The sequence below is a fragment of the Arsenicicoccus bolidensis DSM 15745 genome, from assembly GCF_000426385.1.
Lineage (GTDB): Bacteria > Actinomycetota > Actinomycetes > Actinomycetales > Dermatophilaceae > Arsenicicoccus > Arsenicicoccus bolidensis.
In genome coordinates, this window is sequence record NZ_AUFG01000001.1 from 128,083 (window position 1) to 151,343 (window position 23,261).

At 72.6% G+C, this 23,261-nt stretch carries 20 protein-coding genes; 14 read left to right on the top strand and 6 right to left on the bottom strand.

Translation table 11 applies throughout. From position 1 onward, the window contains the following. The first annotated feature begins 53 nt into the window (after window positions 1-53). Window positions 54-965, top strand: a complete 912-nt coding sequence (gene metF / locus K313_RS0100600; RefSeq protein ID WP_019287059.1) for a methylenetetrahydrofolate reductase [NAD(P)H] — start codon at window positions 54-56, stop codon at window positions 963-965. A 3-nt stretch (window positions 966-968) separates the two neighbouring features. Here metF and K313_RS0100605 read toward each other — a convergent pair whose 3' ends face one another. Continuing rightward, window positions 969-1,562 carry a DUF4126 domain-containing protein gene (locus K313_RS0100605; protein ID WP_019287060.1) on the bottom strand — a complete coding sequence of 198 codons (594 nt, stop codon included), beginning with the start codon at window positions 1,560-1,562 and terminating at the stop codon, window positions 969-971. Window positions 1,563-1,821: 259 nt separating this feature from the next. Between K313_RS0100605 and K313_RS0100610 the strand changes: the two genes are divergently transcribed. The 6 genes from K313_RS0100610 (at window position 1,822) to K313_RS0100635 (ending at window position 9,225) form a co-directional block, all read left to right on the top strand. After that, a complete protein-coding gene (locus K313_RS0100610) occupies window positions 1,822-2,100 on the top strand; it encodes a DUF6504 family protein (protein WP_019287061.1) in 279 nt (92 codons plus the stop codon). Between the two features lie 135 nt (window positions 2,101-2,235). Beyond that, window positions 2,236-2,676, top strand: coding sequence for an SAV_6107 family HEPN domain-containing protein (locus tag K313_RS0100615; protein WP_019287062.1), 441 nt, complete (start codon window positions 2,236-2,238; stop codon window positions 2,674-2,676). Beyond that, on the top strand, window positions 2,666-6,514 hold the full coding sequence (locus K313_RS0100620) for a DNA polymerase III subunit alpha (protein ID WP_029209995.1): 3,849 nt from the start codon (window positions 2,666-2,668) through the stop codon (window positions 6,512-6,514). The genes K313_RS0100615 and K313_RS0100620 overlap by 11 nt, the downstream gene beginning before the upstream one ends. A 51-nt stretch (window positions 6,515-6,565) precedes the next feature. Next, complete coding sequence (locus tag K313_RS0100625) at window positions 6,566-7,357, top strand: methyltransferase domain-containing protein (RefSeq protein WP_029209996.1); 792 nt, start codon at window positions 6,566-6,568, stop codon at window positions 7,355-7,357. Between the two features lie 12 nt (window positions 7,358-7,369). Next, on the top strand, window positions 7,370-8,629 hold the full coding sequence (gene dinB, locus K313_RS0100630) for a DNA polymerase IV (protein WP_029209997.1): 1,260 nt from the start codon (window positions 7,370-7,372) through the stop codon (window positions 8,627-8,629). 107 nt (window positions 8,630-8,736) lie between these two features. Then, window positions 8,737-9,225 (top strand): DUF3040 domain-containing protein, encoded by a 489-nt coding sequence (locus tag K313_RS0100635; protein ID WP_019287065.1) that lies wholly within the window; start codon window positions 8,737-8,739, stop codon window positions 9,223-9,225. Between the two features lie 29 nt (window positions 9,226-9,254). Here K313_RS0100635 and K313_RS0100640 read toward each other — a convergent pair whose 3' ends face one another. Further along, window positions 9,255-9,728 carry a DUF456 domain-containing protein gene (locus K313_RS0100640; protein WP_019287066.1) on the bottom strand — a complete coding sequence of 158 codons (474 nt, stop codon included), beginning with the start codon at window positions 9,726-9,728 and terminating at the stop codon, window positions 9,255-9,257. 91 nt (window positions 9,729-9,819) lie between these two features. Next, window positions 9,820-10,029, bottom strand: a complete 210-nt coding sequence (locus K313_RS0100645; RefSeq protein WP_029209998.1) for a DUF7455 domain-containing protein — start codon at window positions 10,027-10,029, stop codon at window positions 9,820-9,822. 210 nt (window positions 10,030-10,239) lie between these two features. On the opposite strand from K313_RS0100645, the gene K313_RS0100650 reads away from it, so the two are divergent. The 6 genes from K313_RS0100650 to K313_RS19495 all read left to right on the top strand — a co-directional run bounded on the left by K313_RS0100650 (window position 10,240) and on the right by K313_RS19495 (window position 17,220). After that, window positions 10,240-12,447 carry a DNA gyrase/topoisomerase IV subunit B gene (locus K313_RS0100650; protein WP_084412318.1) on the top strand — a complete coding sequence of 736 codons (2,208 nt, stop codon included), beginning with the start codon at window positions 10,240-10,242 and terminating at the stop codon, window positions 12,445-12,447. Between the two features lie 79 nt (window positions 12,448-12,526). Further along, window positions 12,527-13,999 carry an APC family permease gene (locus K313_RS0100655; protein WP_029210000.1) on the top strand — a complete coding sequence of 491 codons (1,473 nt, stop codon included), beginning with the start codon at window positions 12,527-12,529 and terminating at the stop codon, window positions 13,997-13,999. A gap of 87 nt (window positions 14,000-14,086) precedes the next feature. Then, the gene (locus K313_RS0100660) at window positions 14,087-15,469 is read left to right on the top strand and encodes a TrpB-like pyridoxal phosphate-dependent enzyme (protein WP_029210001.1); all 1,383 of its coding nucleotides are present in this window, start codon (window positions 14,087-14,089) and stop codon (window positions 15,467-15,469) included. A gap of 40 nt (window positions 15,470-15,509) precedes the next feature. Beyond that, window positions 15,510-16,484, top strand: coding sequence for a sucrase ferredoxin (locus K313_RS0100665; RefSeq protein ID WP_029210002.1), 975 nt, complete (start codon window positions 15,510-15,512; stop codon window positions 16,482-16,484). Window positions 16,485-16,507: 23 nt separating this feature from the next. Beyond that, on the top strand, window positions 16,508-16,798 hold the full coding sequence (locus K313_RS0100670; protein WP_029210003.1) for a hypothetical protein: 291 nt from the start codon (window positions 16,508-16,510) through the stop codon (window positions 16,796-16,798). Then, window positions 16,798-17,220, top strand: a complete 423-nt coding sequence (locus K313_RS19495) for a DUF1345 domain-containing protein (RefSeq protein ID WP_029210004.1) — start codon at window positions 16,798-16,800, stop codon at window positions 17,218-17,220. Before K313_RS0100670 ends, K313_RS19495 begins: the two co-directional genes overlap by 1 nt. A 96-nt stretch (window positions 17,221-17,316) precedes the next feature. Here the strand turns inward: K313_RS19495 and K313_RS0100680 are convergent, their stop codons facing one another. After that, on the bottom strand, window positions 17,317-19,959 hold the full coding sequence (locus tag K313_RS0100680; RefSeq protein WP_029210005.1) for a DNA gyrase/topoisomerase IV subunit A: 2,643 nt from the start codon (window positions 19,957-19,959) through the stop codon (window positions 17,317-17,319). 143 nt (window positions 19,960-20,102) lie between these two features. Between K313_RS0100680 and K313_RS21870 the strand changes: the two genes are divergently transcribed. Next, complete coding sequence (locus K313_RS21870; RefSeq protein WP_029210006.1) at window positions 20,103-21,236, top strand: GNAT family N-acetyltransferase; 1,134 nt, start codon at window positions 20,103-20,105, stop codon at window positions 21,234-21,236. A gap of 41 nt (window positions 21,237-21,277) precedes the next feature. Here the strand turns inward: K313_RS21870 and ptsP are convergent, their stop codons facing one another. Both ptsP and K313_RS0100695 read right to left on the bottom strand, forming a co-directional pair. Then, on the bottom strand, window positions 21,278-22,966 hold the full coding sequence (ptsP, locus tag K313_RS0100690; protein WP_029210007.1) for a phosphoenolpyruvate--protein phosphotransferase: 1,689 nt from the start codon (window positions 22,964-22,966) through the stop codon (window positions 21,278-21,280). A gap of 7 nt (window positions 22,967-22,973) precedes the next feature. Next, window positions 22,974-23,243 (bottom strand): HPr family phosphocarrier protein, encoded by a 270-nt coding sequence (locus K313_RS0100695; RefSeq protein WP_019284733.1) that lies wholly within the window; start codon window positions 23,241-23,243, stop codon window positions 22,974-22,976. Between the last annotated feature and the right edge of the window lie 18 nt (window positions 23,244-23,261).

The following is a 23,261-nucleotide window of genomic DNA, read 5'->3' on the forward strand; positions in this document are numbered from 1 at the left end:
CACATGTCGGTGCAGACCGAGCCTACGCGGTCGGGTCACCTAGAGTCGCGGCCATGGCATCGGGCACGTCCTTCCTCGCTCCCCGCGACCTCTCCGGCATCTCCATCCCGGACATGCTGCGGTCCGAGGGGACGAGCTTCAGCTTCGAGTTCTTCCCGCCCAAGAACGACGAGTCGGAGCAGGTGCTGTGGGAGGCGATCCGCCACCTGGAGAAGAAGCGCCCGTCGTTCGTGTCGGTGACCTACGGCGCCGGCGGGTCCACGCGCGACCGCACGGTCCGCGTCACCCGGCGCATCGCCGAGGAGACGACCCTGCTGCCCATGGCCCACCTGACCTGCGTCGCCTCCTCGCGGGCCGAGCTGCGCAGCGTGGTCGGGGCGTATGCCGACGCCGGGATCCGCAACGTCATGGTGCTGCGCGGCGACCCCGCCGGCGGCCTCGGCAGCCCCTGGGTGGCCCACCCCGAGGGGCTCGACCACGCCGACCAGCTCGTGTCCCTGGTGCGCGCCCTGGGCGGCTTCACGGTGGGGGTGGCGGCGTTCCCCGACAAGCACCCCGAGTCGGCCTCGCTGGAGCAGGACGCCGACGTGCTGGTCGCCAAGCAGCGGGCCGGGGCGGACTTCGCGGTGACGCAGATGGTCTTCGACGTCGACAACTACCTGCGCCTGCGGGACATGGTGGCGGCGCGTGGCGGGACCCTGCCGATCATCCCGGGGCTGATGCCGATCACCTCGGCCAAGCAGATCACGCGCATGGCCGAGCTGTCCGGGGCCGCCCTGCCCGTCGCCGTGACGTCGCGGCTGGAGGCGGTGGGGGACGACGCCGACGCCGTGCGCGAGGTGGGGGTCGAGATCGCGACCGAGCACGCGTCCCGCCTCATGGCCGAGGGCGCGCCGGGGCTGCACTTCTACACGATGAACCGCTCGACCGCGACGCTCGAGGTCTTCGCCAACCTGGGGCACTGACCCTCAGCCGGTGCGGGTGCCCCAGTCGTCATACCTGCGCTTGAGCCGGACGATGCGCCGCAGCAGCCAGACCACGGCGACGATGCCGGCGAGCAGCAGGATCCCGGCCACCGTGGCGGCCGCCCAGGGATGCTCGGTGGCGAGGGTCATCACGCCGATCACGGCGACGTCCTCCGCGGACGAGATGGCGACGTTGCTGACCGGCTCCGGCGAGGCGTTGACCCCCGCGCGGATCCCGGCCTTGACCCCGTGGCTGGCCAGGGCGCTGAAGCCACCGGTCGCGGCGGCGAAGGCCTGCTCCAGCCCGGACCCCTCGTGGCCGGCCAGGAGATAGCCCAGGGTCGCGCCGACGGCCGGCCGGACGACGGTGTGGACGCTGTCCCACATCGAGTCGAGGTAGGGGATCTTGTCGGCGAACATCTCCAGCAGGAACAGCACCGCGGCGGCGATCAGCACGTCCGTGCGGGTCAGCACGTGCGGGACCAGGTCGATCGAGAAGAACCGCCCGGCCAGGCCCATGACGAGCACCACGGCGTAGGCGTTGATGCCGCTCGCCCAGCCGCTCGTGAAGACCATCGGTAGCAGCTCGGTCCCCATGGGTCCTCCTCAGTGATCGTGTGCTCGTGCTCGTGCTCGTGCTCGGGTCTCGCCGGGCCGGCGGCCTGGCTCGAGCCAAGGGCGTCCGACGACGACGCCTCACGGTATCCGGTCGGGGCCCCTCGGTCAGGGATCGACTGACCTGCGCCGATGCGCAAGCGGGTGACGTGGGGGTGGGGTCTGTCGGTGGTCGGGCCTAGAGTTCTCTCCATCGAACACATGTTCGGTTCACGGGTCGGTTGTTCGAAGGAGGACGGCGATGAGGCGGTGCGAGGACGTCATCGAGGTCAGGCACGAGGGCCGACCGTTGCAGTTCATCTGGCGAGGGCGCCTCTACGACGTGCGCGCGGTCGTCGACCACTGGCGCGAGCGCCGCCCGTGGTGGCGCGAGGTGCCCGACACGCGGTCCATCACCCCCGCCGACCTCGAGGAGGAGGTCTGGCGGGTCGAGGCGGCCCCCGGCCGCTCCGGCTCCCTCGGCGTCTACGACCTGGCGGTGCGCGGCTCGCGCTGGCAGCTCGTCCGGCTCTCCGACTAGGACTCCCCTCCGGCTCTTTCTCCGGCCTTCCTCCCGGCCCTTTCTCTCCCCTCTCTCCCCTCTATCTCCCTCTATCTCCCTCTCGTTCTTCTTCCGGCTCTCCCGACCGGACCGTATGACGAAAGCAGGTGCACCATGACCGCCACGATCGCCACCAGCACGCGTCCGCCGCTGACCACGGCGACGCTCGACCTGCTCGACCGCGCCTACGCCGCCCTCGCCGAGGCGACCTGCGCGGGCACGACCGCCGACCGCTACGTCGCGGCGCACCTGTCGGGGCTGCGCGCCGGGGCGGCGCTGCTCGCCACCCGGGGACCGGTCTCGGGCCGGGGACGGCCCCGCAGCGTCTGGGAGCTGCTGCCGGCCGCCGCGCCGGAGCTGGGGGAGTGGGCCGCGTTCTACGCCGCCTCGGCGACCCGCCGCTCCGTGGCCGAGCGGGGTGGACCCGTCTCGGCGCGCGAGGCGGACGACCTGGTGCGGGCCTCCGAGACCTTCCTCGCCCTGGTCGAGTCCGCCCTCGGGGCCCCGCCGCACGCACCGCTGCCGTCCCTGCAGGTGGCCACCGGTGGCCGATGACTTCGTCCACCTGCACGTGGCGTCGGGCTGCTCCCTGCGCTACGGCACCACCCCACCGGCCGACCTGGTCGATCTCGCCGTGGGGCACGGCCAGGCTGCGCTGGCGCTGACCGACCGCGACGGCCTCTACGGCGCGGTGAAGTTCGCCCAGTCCTGCCTGGCCCGGGGCATCGACCCGATCCTGGGGGCGGACCTCGCGCTGGGCGAGGTCGCCGGGCAGCGGGCCAGGCCGGCCGGACGCACCCCCGTGCGCGGTGGTGCGGTCGTCGACCCACGGCTGCCCCGGGTCACCGTGCTCGCCCGGGGACGCTCCCGGGTCGAGCAGGGCCACGGCTGGGCGCGGCTGTGCCGGCTGGTGTCGGCGACCCACCTCGCGGGCGAGCGGGGAGAGCCGGTGACGAGCCGGGCGCTCGTGGCCGAGCACGCCGACGCCCTCACGGTGCTGGTCGGCCCCGACTCCGACGTGGGCCGGGCGGTCCTGCGCGGCCGGCCCGACCAGGCCCGGCACCTGCTGGAGCAGTGGCGGCACGCGCTGCCCGGGGACGCCCTCGTCGTCGAGGTCGTCCTGCACGAGGGGCCGCCGGGATCCGTCGGCAGCCGCCGCCAGGCCGCCGCGCTGCTCGCGCTGGCCGACGACGTCGGGGTCCCCGCCGTGCTGACCGCCGCCGTGCGCCACGGCCGCGCCGAGGACGCGGTCACGGCCGACGTGCTCGACGCGGCCCGCCGGCTCGTCGCCCTCGACACCCGGCACCTCGACCGGGTGACCACGCTGGGTCACCTCGCCTCGACCCCGGACATGCTCGCCCTCGCCCGCCAGGCGTGCGGCGGGGATCGCGCCCGCGCCGACGAGCTCGTGCGCACCACGCTGCGGGTCGCCGACGACTGCCGGCTCGACCCGCGCGGCGACCTCGGGATCGGATCGGTCCAGCTGCCCGAGCCCGGCATCCTCGGCATACGGCCCGGGCAGTCCCCCCAGGCGGTCCTGGCCGAGCGCTGCCGAGGCGCGCTGCTGACCCGCTATCCCGACGCGAGCGACAGCGGGCGGCGGGCGATCGAGGCGAGGCTCGACGACGAGCTGGGGGTCGTCGCCGGCCTCGGCTACCCGACCTACTTCCTCACCGTCGCGACCGTGTGCGACCTGATCCGCGACATGGACGGCCGGGTCGCGGCGCGCGGGTCCGGCGCCGGCAGCCTGGTCAACTACCTGCTCGGGATCAGCGGCGTCGACCCGATCCGCCACGACCTGCTGATGGAGCGCTTCTGCTCGCCGCTGCGCGCCCAGCTGCCCGACATCGACATCGACGTGGAGTCCGACCGGCGCACCGCGATCTACGAGCGCATCCTGGACCGCTTCGGCGGCGACCGGGTGACCTGCGTGTCGATGATGGACACCTACCGCGTGCGCCACGCCGTCCGGGACGTCGGGGGAGCGCTCGGCATGCCGCCCAACGAGGTCGACGCGATCGCCAAGGCCTTTCCCCACATCCGGGCCCGGGACGCCCGGTCGGCCATCGCCGACCTGCCCGAGCTGCGGGCGAGCGGCCTGGACGCGCCGCGGCTGCAGACCTTCTTCGACCTCGTGGAGCGGGTCGACGGGCTGCCCCGCCACATCGCGCTGCACCCGTGCGGGGTGGTGCTGTCCAACTCGGGGCTGCTCGACCGCACGCCGGTCGAGGCCAGCTGGCTGGGCTTCCCGATGAGCCACTTCGACAAGGACGACGTCGAGGCGATGGGGCTGCTCAAGCTCGACGTCCTCGGCATCCGCATGCAGTCCTCCATGGCCCACGCGGTGGCCGAGGTCGAGCGGGTCGACGGCGTCCGGATCCAGCTCGACGACCAGCGTCAGGTGCCGCTGGACGACGAGGCGACCTTCCGCCTGATCCGCAGCACCCACACCCTCGGCTGCTTCCAGATCGAGTCGCCCGGGCAGCGCGAGCTCATCGGCAAGTTCGGGCCCGAGAGCTTCGACGACATCATCATCGACATCTCGCTGTTCCGCCCCGGCCCGGTCAAGTCCGACATGATCACCCCCTTCCTGCGAGCCAGGCAGGGCTGGTCCGAGCCCGACCACCTGCACGAGACCCTCGTGCCCGCGCTGCGCGAGACGGCCGGGGTGGTGGTCTTCCACGAGCAGGTGCTGCGGATCGTCGCCGAGACGGCCGGGGTGACCCTCGCCGAGGCGGACGAGGTCCGTCGCGCCATGGGATCACCTGAGGGTCAGGTCGAGGTCGAGGCGTGGTGGCGCCCGGCAGCCACGGCACGCGGCTACGCCCCGGAGGACGTCGACCGCATCTGGGCCGTCCTCAAGGCCTTCGCGTCGTTCGGCTTCTGCAAGGCGCACGCGGCGGCGTTCGCCCTGCCGACCTACCAGTCCGCGTGGCTCAAGACCCACCACCCGGCGGCCTTCCTCGCCGGCGTGCTCACCCACGACCCGGGGATGTATCCCAAACGGCTCATCCTCGACGACGCCCGCAACCTCGGCATCGCGGTCCTCGGCCTGGACGTCAACGCCTCCGACGACACCTATCGCGTCGAGAAGGTCGCGCCGTGGGACGAGCCGCCGCCGCAGATCCTCGACCAGCAGTCCCGGTCCCGGCCCGCGCACCCCGACCTGCCCGACGGGCGGGCCTACGGCATCCGGCTCTCCCTCTCGGACGTCAAGGGCATCAGCGAGGCCGAGGTGCAGCGTCTGGTCGCCGGCCGGCCCTACGTCACCCTGGCCGACGTGTGGAACCGCGCCCAGCCCTCGCGCCCGGTCCTCGAGCGGCTGGTGATGGCCGGGGCGCTCGACTCCCTCTACGGCCTGTCGGGCCATCGCGCGGTCGCCGGGCTCGGACGTCGCGGCAAGGTCACCCGCCGCGACCTGCTCCTGCACGTGGCCGAGCTCGAGCGCTACAGCCGCGCCACCGCGCGCAGGGCGCCACGTGGCCGCCGGGGGAGCGCACCCGCCGCCATCGACCGACCCGCCGCGTCGTCGGCCGGTGGCCGGCAGGCCTCCGACCGGCAGGACCTCGACCGGCAGCGCGCGGACCTGAGGCCCGCCGCGCCGGACGTGCGCGCCGCCGCCGCGCGTCAGTCCCGGCAGCACGCCCCCGTGGCGCCCGCCGGGGAGCAGCCCGTCCAGCTGGCCCTCGACCTCGGGGACGAGCCCACGCTCACCGCGGGCAGCGGGCTGCCCGAGATGACCCAGACCGAGCGGGTGCGCGCCGAGCTCGACGTGCTGGGCCTCGACGCGACCGCGCACGTCCTCGAGCCCTACGCCCCGATGCTGCAGGCCCTCGGCGTGGTGCGGTCGGCGGACCTCCTGGGCTGCCGCAGCCGCGCCGTCGTGCACGTCGCCGGGGTCAAGGTCGCCACCCAGACCCCGCCGGTCCGCTCGGGACGGCGCGTCGTCTTCCTCACCCTCGACGACACGACCGGACCGGTCGACGCGACCTTCTTCGAGGACGTCCAGGGTCCCTACGCCTCCACCGTCTTCCACTCCTGGATGCTGCTCGTCCGCGGCGAGGTGCGCCGCACGGGCCCCCGGGGGATCTCCCTGCGCGCGACCGGCGCGTGGGAGCTCGGGGCGCTGTGGGACGCGTGGCTGCGCGACGGGCCGCGCGGCGTGCACGACCTGCTGGCCCAGGTCGACGCCGAGGCCCGCGAGCTGGCGGCCGAGGTCGAGCGGGCGACCGGCACCGAGGGGCAGCGCACGCGTCGGGTCCTGCGCCACGCCTCGGGGTTCGAGCAGTCGCCCTATGCCGACATCAAGCCCGCGGGGGGCGACCAGGGCGAGGCTCATCGCACGCCGCCGCGCAAGCTGTGGCACTCCAGCCCGGGCAGCTCGGGGCACTAGGGTGGACGAGACGGCGCGTCCGCGCGCACCCCGCCCCGAAGGAGCCCAGCGATGCCCGACCACGCGGACCGACCCGCGGCCCGCCGCTCCCGCGGCGCCGGTGTCGAGACCAACCTGCGCACCGCCGCCGTGTGGGAGGCCGTCCAGTCCGTCGCCGACGACCTGTCCGCCCAGCTCGACCGGCCGCTGCGGGTCCTCGACCTCGGTGGCGGCACCGGCGGGGTCGCCGTCGCGCTCGGCGGGTTCGGTCACGAGGTCACCGTCGTCGACCCCAGCCCGGACGCTCTCGCCGCACTCGGCCGGCGCGCCCGCGAGGCCGGCGTCGACGACCGCGTCCGTGGGGTCCAGGGCGACGCCGGCACGCTCCGCGAGGTGCACGATGTCGGCACCGCGGACCTGGTCTGCTGCCACGGCGTCCTGGAGTTCGTCGACGACCCGAGCGACTCCCTCGCGCAGATCAGCGCCGCCCTCGCGCCCCACGGCGTGCTCAGCCTGGTCGTCGCCCAGCGGCTCGCCGTGGTGCTCGCCCGGGCGATCGCCGGGCAGTTCGGTCAGGCCCAGCACGCCCTCACCACGCCCGAGGGCACGTGGGGAGCGCCCGACCCGCTGCCCCGCCGGTTCGACCTGTCCTCGGTCTCGGGGCTCGTCGAGGCCGCCGGCCTGGAGATCACCGACACCCACGGCGTCCGCATCTTCAGCGACCTCGTCCCCTCCGCCCTGGTGGACTCCGAGGCCGACCGCATGGCGCTGCTGGACCTCGAGCGCGCGGCCGCGAGCCACCCGGACTTCGCGATCCTCGCCCAGCTCGGCGCGGCCCTGCACGTCATCGCCGCGCGGCACTGAGACGGGCACGCCGTGAGCCGGCGGCAGTTCCGCCTCGAGGACCAGGAGGCGCAGGCCGGGGCCCTCGACGACACCGGGTGCCACGTCCTGCACGTCGACATGGACGCGTTCTACGCCTCCGTCACCCTGCTCGAGCATCCCGACCTCGTCGGCACGCCCGTCATCATCGGTGGCGGCACGCGAGGGGTGGTGCTCTCGGCGACCTACGAGGCGCGACGCTACGGCGTCGCCTCGGCGATGCCGATGGCCCGCGCCCGTCGGCTGTGCCCCCGGGCGACCGTCCTGCGGCCCGACCACCAGCGCTACGCCGAGGTCTCGCGCGGCGTCATGGCCGTCTTCCGCTCGGTCACCCCCGTCGTCGAGCCGCTGTCCGTCGACGAGGCCTTCCTCGACGTGTCGGGGTCGGTGCACACCCACGGTCGTCCGACGCAGATCGCCCACCACATCCGTGACGCCGTGACCGACGAGCAGGGCATCACCTGCTCGGTCGGCGTCGCCCCCACGAAGTTCGTCGCCAAGCTCGCGTCGGGCCTCGCCAAGCCCGACGGCCTGCGCGTCGTGCCGGTCGACCAGGTCGTGGCGACGCTGCACCAGCTGCCGGTCGCCGCGCTGTGGGGGGTGGGCGACCGCACCGAGGAGACCCTGCTGCGGCTGGGGCTGCGCTCGGTGGCCGACATCGCGCACACCCCGGTGGCGACGCTGCAGCGGGCCCTCGGCCCGGCGATGGGCGCCTCGCTGCACGAGCTGGCGTGGGGGCGTGACCCCCGCAGCGTGACCCCGGTGCACGTCGACAAGAGCGTCGGCGCCGACGAGACCTTCGGCCACGACATCGACGACCCGGTCGAGATCCACCGGCACCTGCTCAAGCTCGCCGACCGCTCCACCGCCCGGCTGCGGTCCCAGGGGATGATGGCGCGCACCGTCTCGATCAAGGTCCGGTTCGCGGACTTCACCACGATCACCCGCTCCAAGACCCTGCGCGAGCACACCGACGTCGGGCAGGACGTCTATCGCACCGCCCGCGACCTGTTCGACGCGCTGGGGCTGCAGCGCGCCCGCATCCGCCTCGTCGGGGTCCGGCTCGAGGGGCTCCAGGACGCCGGCCTGGTGCCGCGCCAGGGCCTGCTGGACGAGCGAGAGCACGGGTGGCGGGACGCCGAGCGTGCGGTCGACCGGGCGAGCGCGAGGTTCGGGGCCGGTGCGGTGCGTCCGGCGAGTCTGGTCCGACCTGGGGACGGATCTACCACAACCCCTCGCCGGGATCTATCCTGAGATCATCTTCGTTGAGTCCTACGGAGACCGCTCTGACGGCGCACCCGCGCCGCGCGACCCGGCCTCGAGGACCTCACGACCGCACGACCCCGAGGGAGGGGAGCGAGATGCCGCTCTCAGAGCGTGAGCAGGCGCTGCTCGAGCAGATGGAGCAGGCGCTGTATGCCGAGGACCCGCGCTTCGCGGCCCAGCTCGCGAGCGCCAGTTCGACGCCAGGGCGCCGTCGGCGCTACATCCTCGGCGCGATCGGCGTCCTCGCCGGTCTCGGGGTCGTCCTCCTCGGCGTGACGCAGCAGCAGGTATGGATCGGCGTGATCGGGTTCCTGATCATGGTGGCGGCCGGCTTCTACGCCCTGGCCTCACCGAGGCGCAAGCTCGGAGCGGTGGGCGAGGACGGCACGGTGCAGCAGCGCACCAGCAGGCGCTTCGGTCGCCCGGGCGTCGGTCGAGCCGGTGGCGCCACCAAGATGAGGCGTGCCGACCGGGCACCGGGTGCCGCCGGGCGCCTGCCCCGAGACCGGACCCCCCGGTCGGGGACCTTCATGCAGCGGCTGGAGCAGCGGTGGGACGAGCGTCGTCAGCGCGGCGAGTTCTAGACCGCGGGGAGCTCTGAACGAGGCCTCTGCTAGGCCCAGATGAGCGCTGCGGCCCAGGACGCGCTGATCAGCAGGCCGGCCGTCAGCTCGATCAGCATCGACAGGCCCACCGCCTTGAGCGCGTGCACGGTCGACGGCCAGGCCGCGCCCGTCGAGCCGAGGCGCTGCAGCTCGGACAGGAAGACGCCGAGCACGAAGCCGGCGACGGCCCCCACGACCGGGATGACGAAGAAGCCCACGACCGCCACGAGGACGCCCGCGGCCAGCGACCGGGTCGGGACCCCGCCGGTGCGCAACCGGCGCCCGGGCAGGACGTACTGCAGGGCCAGGCCCACGGCATACAGCACCGTCACCAGCACGGCGAGCCACCACGTCTGGGTCACGACGGCCCACACCAGGACGGCGCCCCACACGAGCAGCAGGCCGGGCAGCACGGGGATCACGATCCCCAGCAGCCCGATCACGACGCAGACGGCGAGCAGGACGGTCAGGGTGGTGGTCACGTGCCCAGCCTAGGGGCAGCGCGACGAGACCCCCGCCGTCGTCGGTCGGGGGTCTCGTCGTGCCGTCCTCGCGGACGGTGGTGCGGCGCCGTCAGCTGGTCGACGACGCGTGGAGCCGGTCGGTCTGGTCGTCGATGTCGGTAGCCAGGGGACGCAGGCGATCCAGGTGCTCGCGACCATGGTGGGCGCAGAAGAGCAGCTCACCTCCGGACGCGAGACGGGCTCGGATGTAGGCCTGCGCGCCACAACGGTCGCAGCGGTCGGCTGCGGTGAGTTCGGTCGGTGCCAGTGCGGTGGTCACGATGGGCCTCTCTTTCACGTCAGTGGGGGTCGCTCCCGGACGGCTGTGGGTGCGGCCTCTACGGCGGTGACAACAGTCAAGCACGTGCATTCGTTCCCACCCGCGCATTTCTCGCTGGGCGGAGCGCCAGCCGTGGCCCGACCTCCCCGGACGAGCGGTGCATGGCGAGTCTGCACGGGGGTGTCATACCCGGCGGGTACCCTGCCGAGCGTGCCAGACGCCACGACCACAGCAAGCCCAGCCAGCCCAGCCAGCCCAGCCAGCCCAGCGAGCCGAGCAGGCCGAGCCAGCGCAGCCAGCGCAGCCAGCGCAGCCAGCACGGTCGGCACGAGCAGCGACACCTACTCCGCCCGCCACCTCCAGGTCCTGGAGGGCCTCGAGGCCGTCCGCAAGCGGCCGGGCATGTACATCGGGTCGACGGACAGCCGCGGCCTGACGCACTGCCTGTGGGAGATCATCGACAACGCCGTGGACGAGGCGTTGGGCGGCCACTGCGACCACATCGAGGTCGTCCTCGGGCGCGACGGCTCGGTCGTGGTGCGCGACAACGGACGCGGCATGCCCGTCGACAAGGAGCCCCGCACCGGCCTGTCCGGCGTCGAGGTGATCTTCACCAAGCTGCACGCGGGCGGCAAGTTCGGTGGCGGGTCGTATGCCGCCTCGGGCGGTTTGCACGGCGTGGGCGCCAGCGTGGTCAACGCCCTGTCCAGTCGGCTGGACGTGCAGGTGGACCGCGGCGGCAAGACCTACCAGATGAGCTTCCGGCGGGGCGAGCCCGGCACCTTCGACGACGCTGGTGCGCCGGGTCCGGACAACACCTTCACGCCGTTCGAGCAGACCTCGGAGCTGCAGGTCGTCGGCAAGGCCAAGCGGGGCGTGACGGGCAGCCGGGTCCGCTACTGGGCGGACCACCAGATCTTCCTCAAGAACGCCGGCCTGGACCGCGCCGACCTCGTCTCGCGGGCTCGGCAGACGGCCTTCCTCGTCCCAGGGCTCGCCATCGCGGTGCGCGACGAGCGCGACCTCGACGGCGAGGGTGTCTACGAGGAGACCTTCCAGAACGAGGGCGGCATCAGCGAGTTCGCGGAGTTCCTCGCCTCGGACCCGGCGCTGACCGACGTCTGGCGGCTGCAGGGCAGCGGCGAGTTCACCGAGACGGTGCCGCAGCTCGACGCCCGCGGCCACATGGTCAGCACGGAGATGACCCGCGAGTGCACCGTCGACGTGGCGGTGCGCTGGGGGACCGGCTACGAGACGCGCGCCGAGTCCTTCGTCAACATCATCCACACGCACAAGGGCGGCACCCACGTCAGCGGCTTCGAGCAGGCCCTGATGAAGGTGTTCCGCAAGCAGCTCGAGGTCAACGCCCGGCGGCTCAAGGTCGGCACCGACAAGGTCGACAAGGACGACATCCTCGCCGGCCTCACGGCCGTCGTGACGGTGCGCCTCGCCGAGCCGCAGTTCGAGGGGCAGACCAAGGAGGTCCTGGGGACCAGCGCGGTGCGCGCCATCGTCGCCCGGGTCGTCGAGCGCGAGCTGACCGCCCTGCTGACCTCGTCCAAGCGGGGGGAGAAGGCCCAGGCCAGCCTTCTGCTGGAGAAGGTCGTCTCCGAGATGAAGTCCCGCATCTCGGCCCGTCAGCACAAGGAGACGCAGCGCCGCAAGAACGCCCTCGAGACCAGCACCCTGCCGAGCAAGCTGGCGGACTGCCGCAGCAGCGACGTGGAGCGCTCGGAGCTGTTCATCGTCGAGGGTGACAGCGCCCTGGGCACGGCCAAGCTCGCGCGCGACTCCGACCACCAGGCCCTGCTCCCGATCCGCGGCAAGATCCTCAACGTCCAGAAGGCCTCGGTCGGCGACATGCTCAAGAACGCCGAGTGCGCGGCCATCATCCAGGTCATCGGCGCCGGCAGCGGCCGCAGCTTCGACCTCGACGCGGCGCGCTACGGCAAGGTCATCGTGATGACCGACGCCGACGTCGACGGCGCCCACATCCGGACGCTGCTGCTGACGCTCTTCTTCCGCTACATGCGTCCGCTGGTCGAGGCAGGCCGGGTGTATGCCGCGGTCCCGCCGCTGCACCGCATCGAGGTCGTCGGGGCGGGCTCGCGCAAGAACGAGCTGATCTACACCTACAACGAGCAGCAGATGCGCACCACGGTGCGTCAGCTCGAGCGCAAGGGACGCCGGATCAAGCAGCCGATGCAGCGCTACAAGGGCCTCGGCGAGATGGACGCCGACCAGCTGGCCGAGACCACGATGGACCCACGCCAGCGCACCCTGCGCCGCGTGACCCTCGCGGACGCCGAGGCGGCCGAGCGCGTCTTCGAGCTCCTCATGGGCAACGAGGTCGCGCCGCGCAAGGACTTCATCGTGGACTCCGCGCACTCCCTCGACGCCGAGCGCATCGACGCCTGAGCCGTCATACGGTCACGATCTGGGCATCCGGGGCGATCCTGGCTGGACGAAACCTGTTTCGTCAGTGATCGTGTCCGCCATGAGTGACAACGACACGTCGCCGATGACCGGCACGGCCGAACCCAGCGCCGGCGAGGGCAAGCCCGAGCTGAACCGCGCGATCGGACCCGGTCTGCTGCTGCTCTTCATCGTGGGCGACATCCTCGGCACCGGCGTCTACGCGCTGACCGGCAAGGTGGCCAAGGAGGTCGGCGGGGCGGTCTGGCTTCCATTCCTGTGCGCCTTCATCGTCGCGATGCTGACCGCCTTCAGCTATCTCGAGCTCGTTACGAAGTACCCCCGCGCCGGTGGAGCCGCGGTCTACGCCCACAAGGCCTTCGGGGTGCACTTCCTGACCTTCCTGGTCTGCTTCACCGTCATGTGCTCGGGTCTCACCTCGGCCTCCAGCGCAGCCCAGGCCTTCGCCGGCAACCTCAACAAGGCGGCCCACTTCGGCTGGGAGTCCGGGGGCACCATGCTCCTGCTCGCCGCCCTCGGCTTCATGGCCCTCGTCGCGATCATCAACCTGCGGGGCGTGGGGGAGAGCGTCAAGGTCAACGTCGTCCTGACCATCGTCGAGCTGTCGGGCCTGCTCATCATCATCGCCATCGGCGTGTGGGCGATCATGCAGGGCAAGGGCGACGCCGCGACCCTCACCCAGTTCAACGTCAAGGAGGGCTCGAACCTCTTCACGGCGGTCGCCTCCGCCACGGCCCTCGCGTTCTTCGCCATGGTGGGCTTCGAGGACTCGGTCAACATGGCCGAGGAGACCAAGGACCCCGTCAAGACTTTCCCCAAGATGATGCTCATCGGCCTGTCGATCACGGGCGTGATCTACGTGCTGGTGGCCATCGCCTCGGTCACGCTGGTCAAGCCCGCCGAGCTCGGCGAGGGCGAGACCCCGCTCCTCAAGGTCGTCCAGGCGGGAGCGCCGGCCTTCCCGATCGCGATCTTCGCCGTCATCACGATGTTCGCCGTCGCCAACTCCGCGCTGATCAACATGCTGATGGCCTCGCGCCTCCTCTACGGCATGGCGCACGAGGGCGTGCTGCCCGTCACCCTCGGGCGGATCCTGCCCAAGCGGCGCACGCCGTGGGTGGCCATCCTGTTCACCACGGTGCTGGCCTTCGGCCTGGTCTGGTTCGCCGACCTCAAGGCGCTCGGCGGCACGACGTCCTTCCTGCTGCTGATCGTGTTCACCATCACCAACATCGCCGTGCTCGTGCTGCGGCGCGACAAGGTCGAGCACCGGCACTTCAAGGCGCCGACGGTCATCCCCGTCATCGGCGCGGTCCTGTGCGGCTTCCTCGCCTCCCCGCTGTCCAAGCGCGACCCCAAGGATTACCAGGTCGCGGCGGTGCTGCTGGTCGTCGGTGTCGTGCTCTGGCTGCTGCACTGGCTGTCGACGCGGTTCATCGGCACCGGTCGCACCAACAAGCCCGAGCACATCGAGGAGCTCGGCATCCATCACGACGAGCTCAACCGCCAGCGCGAGGGCCGTCCCTGGACCTGATCGCCTCGTCCACCACGACGAAGCGACCACGCCCGCCCGACCGAGACATGTCTCGCGGGCGGGCGCGGTCGTCGCTAGATTGCGGTCATGGACGCACCGCAGCACCGGATCACCCTCGCCGAGTCCGAGATGCCGACGAGGTGGTACAACATCGTCGCCGACCTCCCGGAGCCGCTGCCACCGATGCTGCACCCCGGCACCCACGAACCGGTCGGCCCCGAGGACCTCGCGCCGCTCTTCCCGCCGGCCCTGATCGAGCAGGAGCTCGGCACCGAGCGCTACTACGACATCCCGGAGGAGGTCCAGGAGGTCTATCGCCTGTGGCGGCCGAGCCCGCTGATCCGGGCGACCCGTCTCGAGCGCGAGCTCGGCACCCCTGCCCGGCTCTACGTCAAGTACGAAGGCGTCTCGCCCGCCGGCTCCCACAAGCCCAACTCCGCCGTGCCTCAGGCCTACTACAACCACCAGGCAGGCATCACCCGGCTCACCACCGAGACCGGCGCGGGCCAGTGGGGCGCCAGCCTGGCGTTCGCCTGCGCGCAGTACGCCATGGAGTGCGAGGTCTGGCAGGTCGCGGGCAGCTTCGACTCCAAGCCCTACCGGCGGCTGATGATGGAGACCTTCGGGGCGCAGGTCCACCGCAGCCCGAGCGACCTGACCGAGGCGGGGCGCGTCATACAGGCCTCGCACCCGGGCACGACCGGATCGTTGGGCATCGCGATCTCCGAGGCCGTGGAGGCCGCGGTCCAGAGCCCCACGACCAGCTATGCCCTGGGGTCCGTGCTCAACCACGTGCTGCTGCACCAGACGATCATCGGCGAGGAGACCCTCCTGCAGCTGGCCAAGGTCGGGGAGACCCCCGACCTGCTGATCGGCTGCACCGGGGGCGGGTCCAACTTCGCCGGTCTGGCCTTCCCCTTCCTGCGGGAGACCTGGGCCGGCCGTATGACGCCCGCGCTGCGGGCCGTGGAGCCCGCGGCGTGCCCGAGCCTCACGCGCGGGACCTACGCCTACGACTTCGGCGACGTCGCGGGGATGACGCCGCTGATGAAGATGCACACGCTCGGGTCCGGCTTCATGCCGAGCGCGATCCACGCGGGCGGGCTCCGCTACCACGGGATGGCGCCGCTGGTCAGCCACCTCTACCACCACGGGCACCTCGAGGCGGTGGCCAAGGAGCAGGCCGAGTGCTTCGACGCCGGCGCGTTGTTCGCGCGCTGCGAGGGGATCATCCCGGCGCCGGAGTCGACCCACGCGATCGCGGAGCTCGTCGCCGAGGGGCGTCGCTGTGCGGAGTCGGGCGAGGAGAAGGTCGTGGTCGTGGGGCTCTCGGGCCACGGGCACCTGGAGCTGCCGGCCTACGGCGACCACACGGCGGGACGCCTGCGCTCGTCGGCGGCCGACGACCCCGACCTCGACGCCCACCTGCGGGGGTCGATGGCCGCCCTGCCCGAGGTACGCGCGTCGTGACGGCGGCCGACGACCGTGCCCTCCGTCATAGGGTGGGCGGGTGACCTCAGAGCGCCCTGACCCGACCTCCAAACTGCCGGAGACGGCCTGCTCGCTGTCCTGGGAGGGGGCCGGGAGCCCGGTGGGCGGGACCGCCGCGATGGCGGACTTCTGGATCGCCCTCGAGCAGCCCGGCCCGTGGGGCAGGGACGCGTTCACCGAGTCCTGGCTCGACCCCGCCCTGGGGGACCGGCTGGAGGGTGCCTGTGCCCGGGCCGGTGGGCGCCTGGTGCTCATCCGCTCGGTGTCCGACCGCCGGTCCCAGGCCGACGGGGCACCGCGCGAGGTCTTCGTCGCCGGTGACCTGCAGGGCGCGTCCGGTGGCCCCTGGCTGCTGGCCGGGGCGATCGTCGACCCCGCCGAGCTGCTCGGCCTGGACCTCGGTGGCCTGGTCGACCAGGGACCGGACGCGGTGCTGCAGGCCCTGCCCGGGCTGCACCGCACCGACGCTGGGATCCTCCTGGTCTGCACCAACGGCAAGCGGGACGTGTGCTGCGCCGTGCGGGGCAGGCCGGTGGTGCTCGAGGGTGCGCGGCACCGCCCCGGCCAGGTGTGGGAGTGCACCCACACCGGCGGCCACCGGTTCGCCGCCACCGGCATCGCGCTGCCCAGCGGGCACACGATCGCCCGGCTGACCGGCGAGCTCGCCGTCCAGGTCGTCGACGCCGAGGCGCGGCGCGAGCTGTGCCTCGCCGCCCTCGACGCCGCGCACGACCGAGGCCGCAGCCACCTCGAGCTGCCCGTCCAGGCCGCCGAGGCCTGGGTCCGGGCGCGCACCCAGGAGACGTCGCTGAGGGCCCTGACGAGCCGGATCGAGCGCGGCGACGAGTGGGACGCGCAGGTCAGGGTCGCGCACGAGGACGGTCGCGCGTGGCGGCTGCGGGTCCACAAGGAGCCCACGGGCGAGCGCCTCTACGACTCCTGCGGCAACGACCCCGCCCCGGCGCACCGGTTCTACGTCGACGAGCAGGTGTGACCAGCGCGCTAGGGTCGTGAGCCATGAGCGCGCCGTCCCGACCCGCCCGCCTGTCCTCGGACACCACCCGCAGCCTGATCGCGATGGGCGCGTTCGCACCCTTCGTGGTGGTCGGCCCGTTGGCGAGAGGCCGGCTGGGGATCGAGGTGGACGAGTTCGTGATCATGATGCCGCTGAGCGCCATGATCGCCTTCATCCTCGTCTACACCTGGCTCACCTGGCGGGCCTTCCACGGGCTGGGCGGCGCCGACCTGCGGCGGGAGGTCCTGGCCTCGGTGCACGCGGAGCGACGCGAGGGGTGGCGCGTCGACTGATGCGTCGGTCCTTCGGGGTGGGGTCCGCTCCGTCGTGGTCGATCCAGCTCTCGGTGTTCGCGCTCGGGGTGTGCCTCGTCCTCGCGACCAACCCGCACGCGCGCGCGATCCCCTGGGCCCTCGTGGGGTGCATCGTGGCGGTGGTCGTGTCCTGGTGCAACGTCGTGCTCTCCTACGCCCTGCACTACGCGCGGCTGGACCTCACGGAGGGCGGCCTGGAGTTCCCGGGCACCGAGGAGCGAGCCTTCAGCGACTACCTCTACCACTCGCTCAACGGGCAGGTGACCTTCGGGACGACCGACGTCTCGGTCACGACGAGGCAGATGCGCCGCGCCATGATGGTCCACGCGCTCATGGCCTTCGCGTTCAACACCGTGATCATCGCGATCCTGGTGTCGCTGCTCCTCGCCGGCCGCGCGTGATCCATACGGCTGACCGCTGCGCGCGTCGCGGCGTTGCAAGGTCGCAGAGTCGCAAGGTCGCAAGGTCGGATCGATGACCACCGGCGAGCCGGCGGGTCACTCCGTGGAGGTCTGCACCACGTCGTCGAGGCTGTCGGGGTCGTAGTCGTCCCGGTCCACGACGACCCGCTCGCGGGTCGGCCCGGTGTTGGGCGGCAGGTCGAAGAGCCCCTCGCCACCCTCGGCCGTGCCGGCGGCGTCCGAGCTCGTCGGCGACGACGCGGCGGCGGCCCCGGCGCTCACGGGCGACTCGGTCGGCAGCGGCCCGCCGATCCCGGCGATGGGCCCCTTGGCCGAGAGCCCGGAGCCGTCCCGCTTGCCGGTCGCCTCGGGGAGCGGCACCGCCACGCCGTTGGGCCCGGAGGCCCGCGCGGGCAGGGCGCCGACCCAGGCGAGGACCAGCTGATCCTGGCCGTGCAGGAAGCGCTGGCAGCGGACCCCGCCGGTGGCGCGGCCCTTGGCGGGGTACTCGCCGAGAGGGGTGACCTTGATCGATGGGGTCTCCGTGCCCGGAAGGGCTCCGGCGGATCCCGCCCCGGTCACGACGACCGTCTCGGCGGACGGGTCGATGGCGCCGAACCATAGCGCGGACGCCTTGGGGGACAGGCGGATTCCCGCCATACCGCCTGCGGTGCGGCCCTGGGGCCGGACCACCGAGGCCGGGAAGTGCAGCAGCTGCGCGTCCGTCGTCACGAAGCACAGGTGCTCGTCCCCGGTGCGCAGCTCGACCGCGCCGACGACGCGGTCGCCCGGCTTGAGCGAGACGGCCTCCCACTCCTTGCGGTTGCCGGGGTAGTCCGTCGTCACCCGCTTGACCACGCCCTGGGCGGTGCCAAGGGCCAGGCCGCGGGACTCCGGGGCGAGCGACATGATCGTGAGGGGAACCTCGTCCTTGCCCAGCTCGACGTAGGCCGCGAGGGGCGCACCGCCCGACAGCGACGGGGCGCCGTTGGTCGGTGGCAGGGTCGGCAGCTCGAGGGCGGACAGTCGGACCACCCGACCGGTCGAGGTGACCAGGCCCACCTCGCCGCGCGCGGTCGTCGCCACGGCCGCCACCACGGCGTCGTGCTTGGACCGACCGCCCTCGTTGGACAGGCCACCGGCGTCCGACGTCCGGGCCAGCAGCCCGGTGGACGACATCAGGACGTAGCAGGGGTCGTCGGCGACCTCGAGCGGCGTGGCCGAGGTCGCCGGGGTGCCGGCGGACTCGAGCAGGACCGTGCGGCGCGGCGTGCCGTGCTGCTTGGCGACGTCGGCCAGCTCGGTGGACACCAGCCGGAGCAGCAGCGCCTCGTCGCCGAGGAGCTCGCGCAGCTCGGCGATCTCGCGCAGGAGCTCGTCGCGCTCGTTCTCCAGCTCGATGCGGGAGAACTTGGTGAGGCGGCGCAGCTGCAGGTCGAGGATGTAGGTCGCCTGAGGCTCGGAGAGCTCGAAGACGTCCATGAGCCGCGCCCGCGCGATGCCCGCGTCGTCGGAGGTGCGGATGACCTGGATGACCTCGTCGATGTCGAGGATCGCGATGAGCAGCCCCTCGACGAGGTGCAGGCGGTCCTCCTTCTTGCCGAGGCGGAACTGCGAGCGGCGACGCACCACGTCGGTGCGGAAGTCGACGTAGACCCGCAGCAGGTCCTTGAGCCCGAGGGTCTGGGGCTGCCCGTTGACGAGGGCGACGTTGTTGATGCCGAAGGAGTCCTCCATCGGCGTCAGCTTGTAGAGCTGCTCCAGGACCGCGTCGGGGTTGAAGCCGTTCTTGATCTCGATGACCAGCCGCAGCCCGTGCTTGCGGTCGGTGAGGTCCTTGAAGTCGCTGATGCCCTGCAGCTTCTTGGACTGGACGAGGTCCTTGATCTTGTCGCGCACCTTCTCCGGGCCGACGAGATAGGGCAGCTCGGTGACGACGATGCCCTTCTTGCGGGCGGTGACGCTCTCGACGCGGCAGGTGGCGCGCGTTTTGAAGCTGCCGCGTCCGGTCAGGTAGGCGTCGCGGATGCCCTCGAGGCCGATGATCCGGCCCCCGCAGGGCAGGTCCGGCCCCGGCACGAACTTCATCAGGTCGTCGAGCGAGCAGTCCGGGTGGGCGATGAGGTGGCGGGCCGCGCCGATGACCTCGACGAGGTTGTGGGGCGGCATCTGGGTCGCCATACCGACCGCGATGCCCGAGGCGCCGTTGACGAGGAGGTTGGGGAAGGCCGCGGGCAGCACCCCGGGCTGGGTGAGCTGCTCGTCGTAGTTGGGGACGAAGTCGACCGTGTCCTCGTCCAGGCTGCCCAGCATCGCCAGCGCGGACGGGGCCATGCGCGCCTCGGTGTAGCGGCTGGCCGCCGGACCGTCGTCGAGGGAGCCGAAGTTGCCGTGCCCGTCGACCAGGGGCAGCCGCATCGTGAACGGCTGGGCCTGGCGCACGAGGGCGTCGTAGATCGCGGTGTCCCCGTGGGGGTGGTACTTGCCCATGACCTCGCCGACGATGCGGGAGGACTTGACGTGGCCGCGGTCGGGACGCAGCCCCAGCTCGTGCATGCCGTAGAGGATGCGTCGCTGCACGGGCTTGAGGCCGTCGCGCGCGTCGGGCAGCGCCCGGCTGAAGATGACCGAGTAGGAGTACTCGAGGAACGCCTGCTGCATCTCGTCGGAGACGTCGATGTCGATGATGTTCTCGACGAAGTCGTCGTCCAGGGTCGGTGCGGTCGTGCGACGCGCCATCAGGTGCATTCTCCTTCGCGAGCGGATCCGCCCCATCCTGCCCCGGGGGTCGGGTGACGGGCCGTATGGCGCGCCGGGCCCGCCGGATCGGGCGCCGAGGAAAGGTGGTTGTGCGGCCTCGGGCCGCGGCGCAGGATCGACGCATGACTGCCATCCCTGCCGAGCAGACCGCCCTGGCGGACCTGGACGCCCTGCCGGGCATCACGTGGCGTCGTGGTGATCGCGCCGACGTGCCGGCGATCGCGCGGCTGTATGCCGAGGCCGAGGCCCACGACCGCAATCCCGAGCGTACGGCCCGAAGCGACATCGAGGAGTACTGGGACTCCCCGCGGTCGGTCCCGGGAGAGGACCTGATCCTCGGGCACGACGACCGCGGTGCCCTCGTGGCCGTCGGATGGTCCGGGTGCAACCGGTCGATCACGCAGGTCCGCCGGGTGCACCTCGGGGGAGTGGTGGGGCCGAGCCGGCGCGGCGAGGGCATCGGCACGGCCCTGCTCCGGTGGGAGCTGGCGCACGGCGTGGCCTGGGGCCGCGCCGGACGCAGGGAGGGGCACGGACCGCTCGAGATGCGGTTGTCGGCCCCCGTCCACCAGACCGAGCTGCGCGACTTGGCGGAGCGCGCGGGGCTGGAGGCGGTGCGGTACTTCTTCGGCATGGGGCGGTGGCTGGACGCTCCCGTGCCGGTCGTGCCGGTTGTGCCGGTCGTGCCGGTCGGGTCGGCCCGAGGAGTGCGCCTGCTCGACTGGGACCCGTCTCGCTCGGACGAGGCGCTGGCGGTGCTGGACGAGGGCTTCCGCGACCACTGGGCCTATGCCGGCACGACTCCCGACATGTGGCAGGAGCAGCTGACGTCGGCGAGCTTCCGCCCGGACTGGTCGGTGCTGGCGGTGGACGACGCCACGGGGGCCATGGTGGGCCTGGCGATGAGCTCGGCCTACGAGCAGGACTGGGCCGCCCAGGGCTACACCGAGGGGTGGACCGAGCAGCTGACGGTGCTGCGCAGCCACCGGGGGAGAGGCGTGGCGTCCGCGCTGCTGCAGGAATCGATGCGCAGGTTCGCAGGCTCCGGCATGGCGTCCGCCGGGCTCGGGGTCGACGCCGAGAACCCCACGGGGGCGCTGCGCCTCTACGAGAGCCTGGGCTACCACCGCACCGACAGCCTGGCGGTCTACCGATACCCGACGGACGCCGCGGACGTTGTGCAGCAGGTGGACCCGGCCGACACGATGGACGAGGGGGACGCCGGCAGCACGAGGCCCGGTGCGCCAAGGGGGTAGCGCACCGGGCCTCGCACCGGCAGGGCCGGCTGATCAGACCGTCAGAGCAGGTCGATCATGATCGGGTCGGCCAGGTCGAGGACGGCCTGGCGGGCCTTGCGCGCCGAGCGAGCCTTGAGGGCCGCCGTCGCCATCCGCTGGCAGGTCCCGAGCTCGTGGAGGCTGAGCGCGGTGCGCACGGCCGCCAGCTTGGGCGTGGCCATGGACAGGGACGAGACCCCGAGACCGACGAGCACGAGCGCCAGCAGCGGGTCGCCGCCGGCCTCGCCGCACACGCCGATCGGCTTGCCGGTCGCGCGGCCACCCTCGCAGGCCATCTTGACCAGGTCGAGCAGCGGGGGCTGCCACGGGCTCAGCAGGGGAGCCAGGGCGCCCTGCATGCGGTCGGCGGCCATGGTGTACTGCGACAGGTCGTTGGTCCCGAGGGACGCGAAGTCGCAGACCTCGAGGATGTCCTTGGCGCGGATCGCCGCACCCGGGACCTCGATCATCGTGCCGCCCTTGGGCAGCCCGACGGCCTTGACCTGCTGGGCGAACCAGCGGGCCTCTTCGCGGGTGGCCACCATCGGGGCCATGACGCGCACGTCCGCCCCGGTGGCCTGGTAGGCCGCGGCGAGAGCCTGGAGCTGGGTGTCCAGCAGGTCCTGGCGCTCGCGCTGCAGCCGGAGGCCGCGCACGCCGAGGGCGGGGTTCTCCTCCTCGCCGAGGTCGGCGAAGGCCAGCGGCTTGTCGGCCCCCGCGTCGAGCGTGCGCACGACGACGCGGCGCTCGGGGAAGGCCTCGAAGACGCGGGTGTAGGTCGCGGTCTGCTCCTCCAGCGTGGGCGCGTCGTCGCGGTCCAGGAAGAGGAACTCGGTGCGGAACAGGCCCACACCCTCGCAGTCCATCGTGCCGGCCTTCTCGGCGTCCTCGGCGGTGCCGATGTTGGCGAGGAGCGCGACCTTGGTGCCGTCGCGCGTGACCCCGACGCCGCTCACGTTGGACAGGGCGGCCGCCCGGCGGCGGGACCGCTCGGCGAGCTGCTCCTGCTCGTCGTCGGTGGGGTTGACGATGACCTCGCCCACCCCGCCGTCCAGTGCCACGACGGTGCCGGCCGGGATCTGCAGGGCGCCCTGCACCCGGACGACGGCGGGGATGCCCAGCTGGGCCGCGAGGATCGCGGTGTGGCTGGTCGGCCCGCCGGCCTCGGTGACGATCCCGCGCACCTTGTCGATGTCGAGGGTCGCGGTCTCGGCGGGAGCCAGGTCGTGGGCGACCAGCACGCTCGGCTCGTCGAACTGGGGGACTCCCGGCTCCGGCTCGCCCAGCAGGCGGGCGACCGTGCGGTCACGGACGTCGCGCAGGTCGGTGACGCGCTCGGCCATGTAGCCGCCGAGCGACTCGAACATCGTGCAGAACTCCTCGACGGCCGCGGTCACGGCGGTCGCAGGGCCCTTGCCGGCGTCGAGCTGGGTGTCGATCCCGCCGGCGAGGCCGGGGTCGCGCGCCATCATCACGGTGGCCTGCAGGATCGTGGCGGCCTTGGGGTCGGCCTTGGCGGCGCGGGCCTCGAGCCCGGACGCGACCTGCTCCATGGTCTCGCGGACCTGGGCCTTGGCGGCGGCGGGGTCGGCCGCGGCCGGCTCGTTGGCGGGGGCCGTGGGCGCCGGCCGGACCTGGACGACAGGTCCGGCCGACGTGCCCACGCTCACGCCGATGCCGCTCAGCTGGCGGTGGGGGGCGTCGGTCATCGCGAGATCACTCGTTGTCGAGGTCGCGCTCGAGCAGGGCGACGAGCTCGCCGAGCTTGTCCTCCGCGCCGTCGCCCTCGGCGGACAAGGTGACCACGTCGCCGTGCTTGGCGCCCAGGGCCATGACGGCCAGGATGCTGCGGGCGTCGACCGGGGTCTGGCCCTCCTTGGCGATCGTGACGGGCAGGCCCGTGGCCGTGGCGGCCTGGACGAACATCGAGGCCGGGCGGGCGTGCAGGCCGACGGAGGAGGCGATGGTGACGTTGCGAGATGCCATGAGGATCAATCCTTCTGA

Excerpts from the sequence above, each read along its gene's own strand:
- K313_RS0100670 (WP_029210003.1), top strand. The coding sequence starts at position 16,508 with ATGAGCGCGCCGTCCCGACCCGCCCGCCTGTCCTCGGACACCACCCGC.
- ptsP (WP_029210007.1), bottom strand. The coding sequence starts at position 22,966 with ATGACCGACGCCCCCCACCGCCAGCTGAGCGGCATCGGCGTGAGCGTG.
- K313_RS0100605 (WP_019287060.1), bottom strand. The coding sequence starts at position 1,562 with ATGGGGACCGAGCTGCTACCGATGGTCTTCACGAGCGGCTGGGCGAGC.
- K313_RS0100615 (WP_019287062.1), top strand. The coding sequence starts at position 2,236 with ATGACCGCCACGATCGCCACCAGCACGCGTCCGCCGCTGACCACGGCG.
- K313_RS21870 (WP_029210006.1), top strand. The coding sequence starts at position 20,103 with ATGACTGCCATCCCTGCCGAGCAGACCGCCCTGGCGGACCTGGACGCC.
- K313_RS0100610 (WP_019287061.1), top strand. The coding sequence starts at position 1,822 with ATGAGGCGGTGCGAGGACGTCATCGAGGTCAGGCACGAGGGCCGACCG.
- metF (WP_019287059.1), top strand. The coding sequence starts at position 54 with ATGGCATCGGGCACGTCCTTCCTCGCTCCCCGCGACCTCTCCGGCATC.
- K313_RS0100635 (WP_019287065.1), top strand. The coding sequence starts at position 8,737 with ATGCCGCTCTCAGAGCGTGAGCAGGCGCTGCTCGAGCAGATGGAGCAG.
- K313_RS0100660 (WP_029210001.1), top strand. The coding sequence starts at position 14,087 with ATGGACGCACCGCAGCACCGGATCACCCTCGCCGAGTCCGAGATGCCG.
- K313_RS0100625 (WP_029209996.1), top strand. The coding sequence starts at position 6,566 with ATGCCCGACCACGCGGACCGACCCGCGGCCCGCCGCTCCCGCGGCGCC.
- K313_RS19495 (WP_029210004.1), top strand. The coding sequence starts at position 16,798 with ATGCGTCGGTCCTTCGGGGTGGGGTCCGCTCCGTCGTGGTCGATCCAG.
- K313_RS0100695 (WP_019284733.1), bottom strand. The coding sequence starts at position 23,243 with ATGGCATCTCGCAACGTCACCATCGCCTCCTCCGTCGGCCTGCACGCC.
- K313_RS0100680 (WP_029210005.1), bottom strand. The coding sequence starts at position 19,959 with ATGGCGCGTCGCACGACCGCACCGACCCTGGACGACGACTTCGTCGAG.
- K313_RS0100655 (WP_029210000.1), top strand. The coding sequence starts at position 12,527 with ATGAGTGACAACGACACGTCGCCGATGACCGGCACGGCCGAACCCAGC.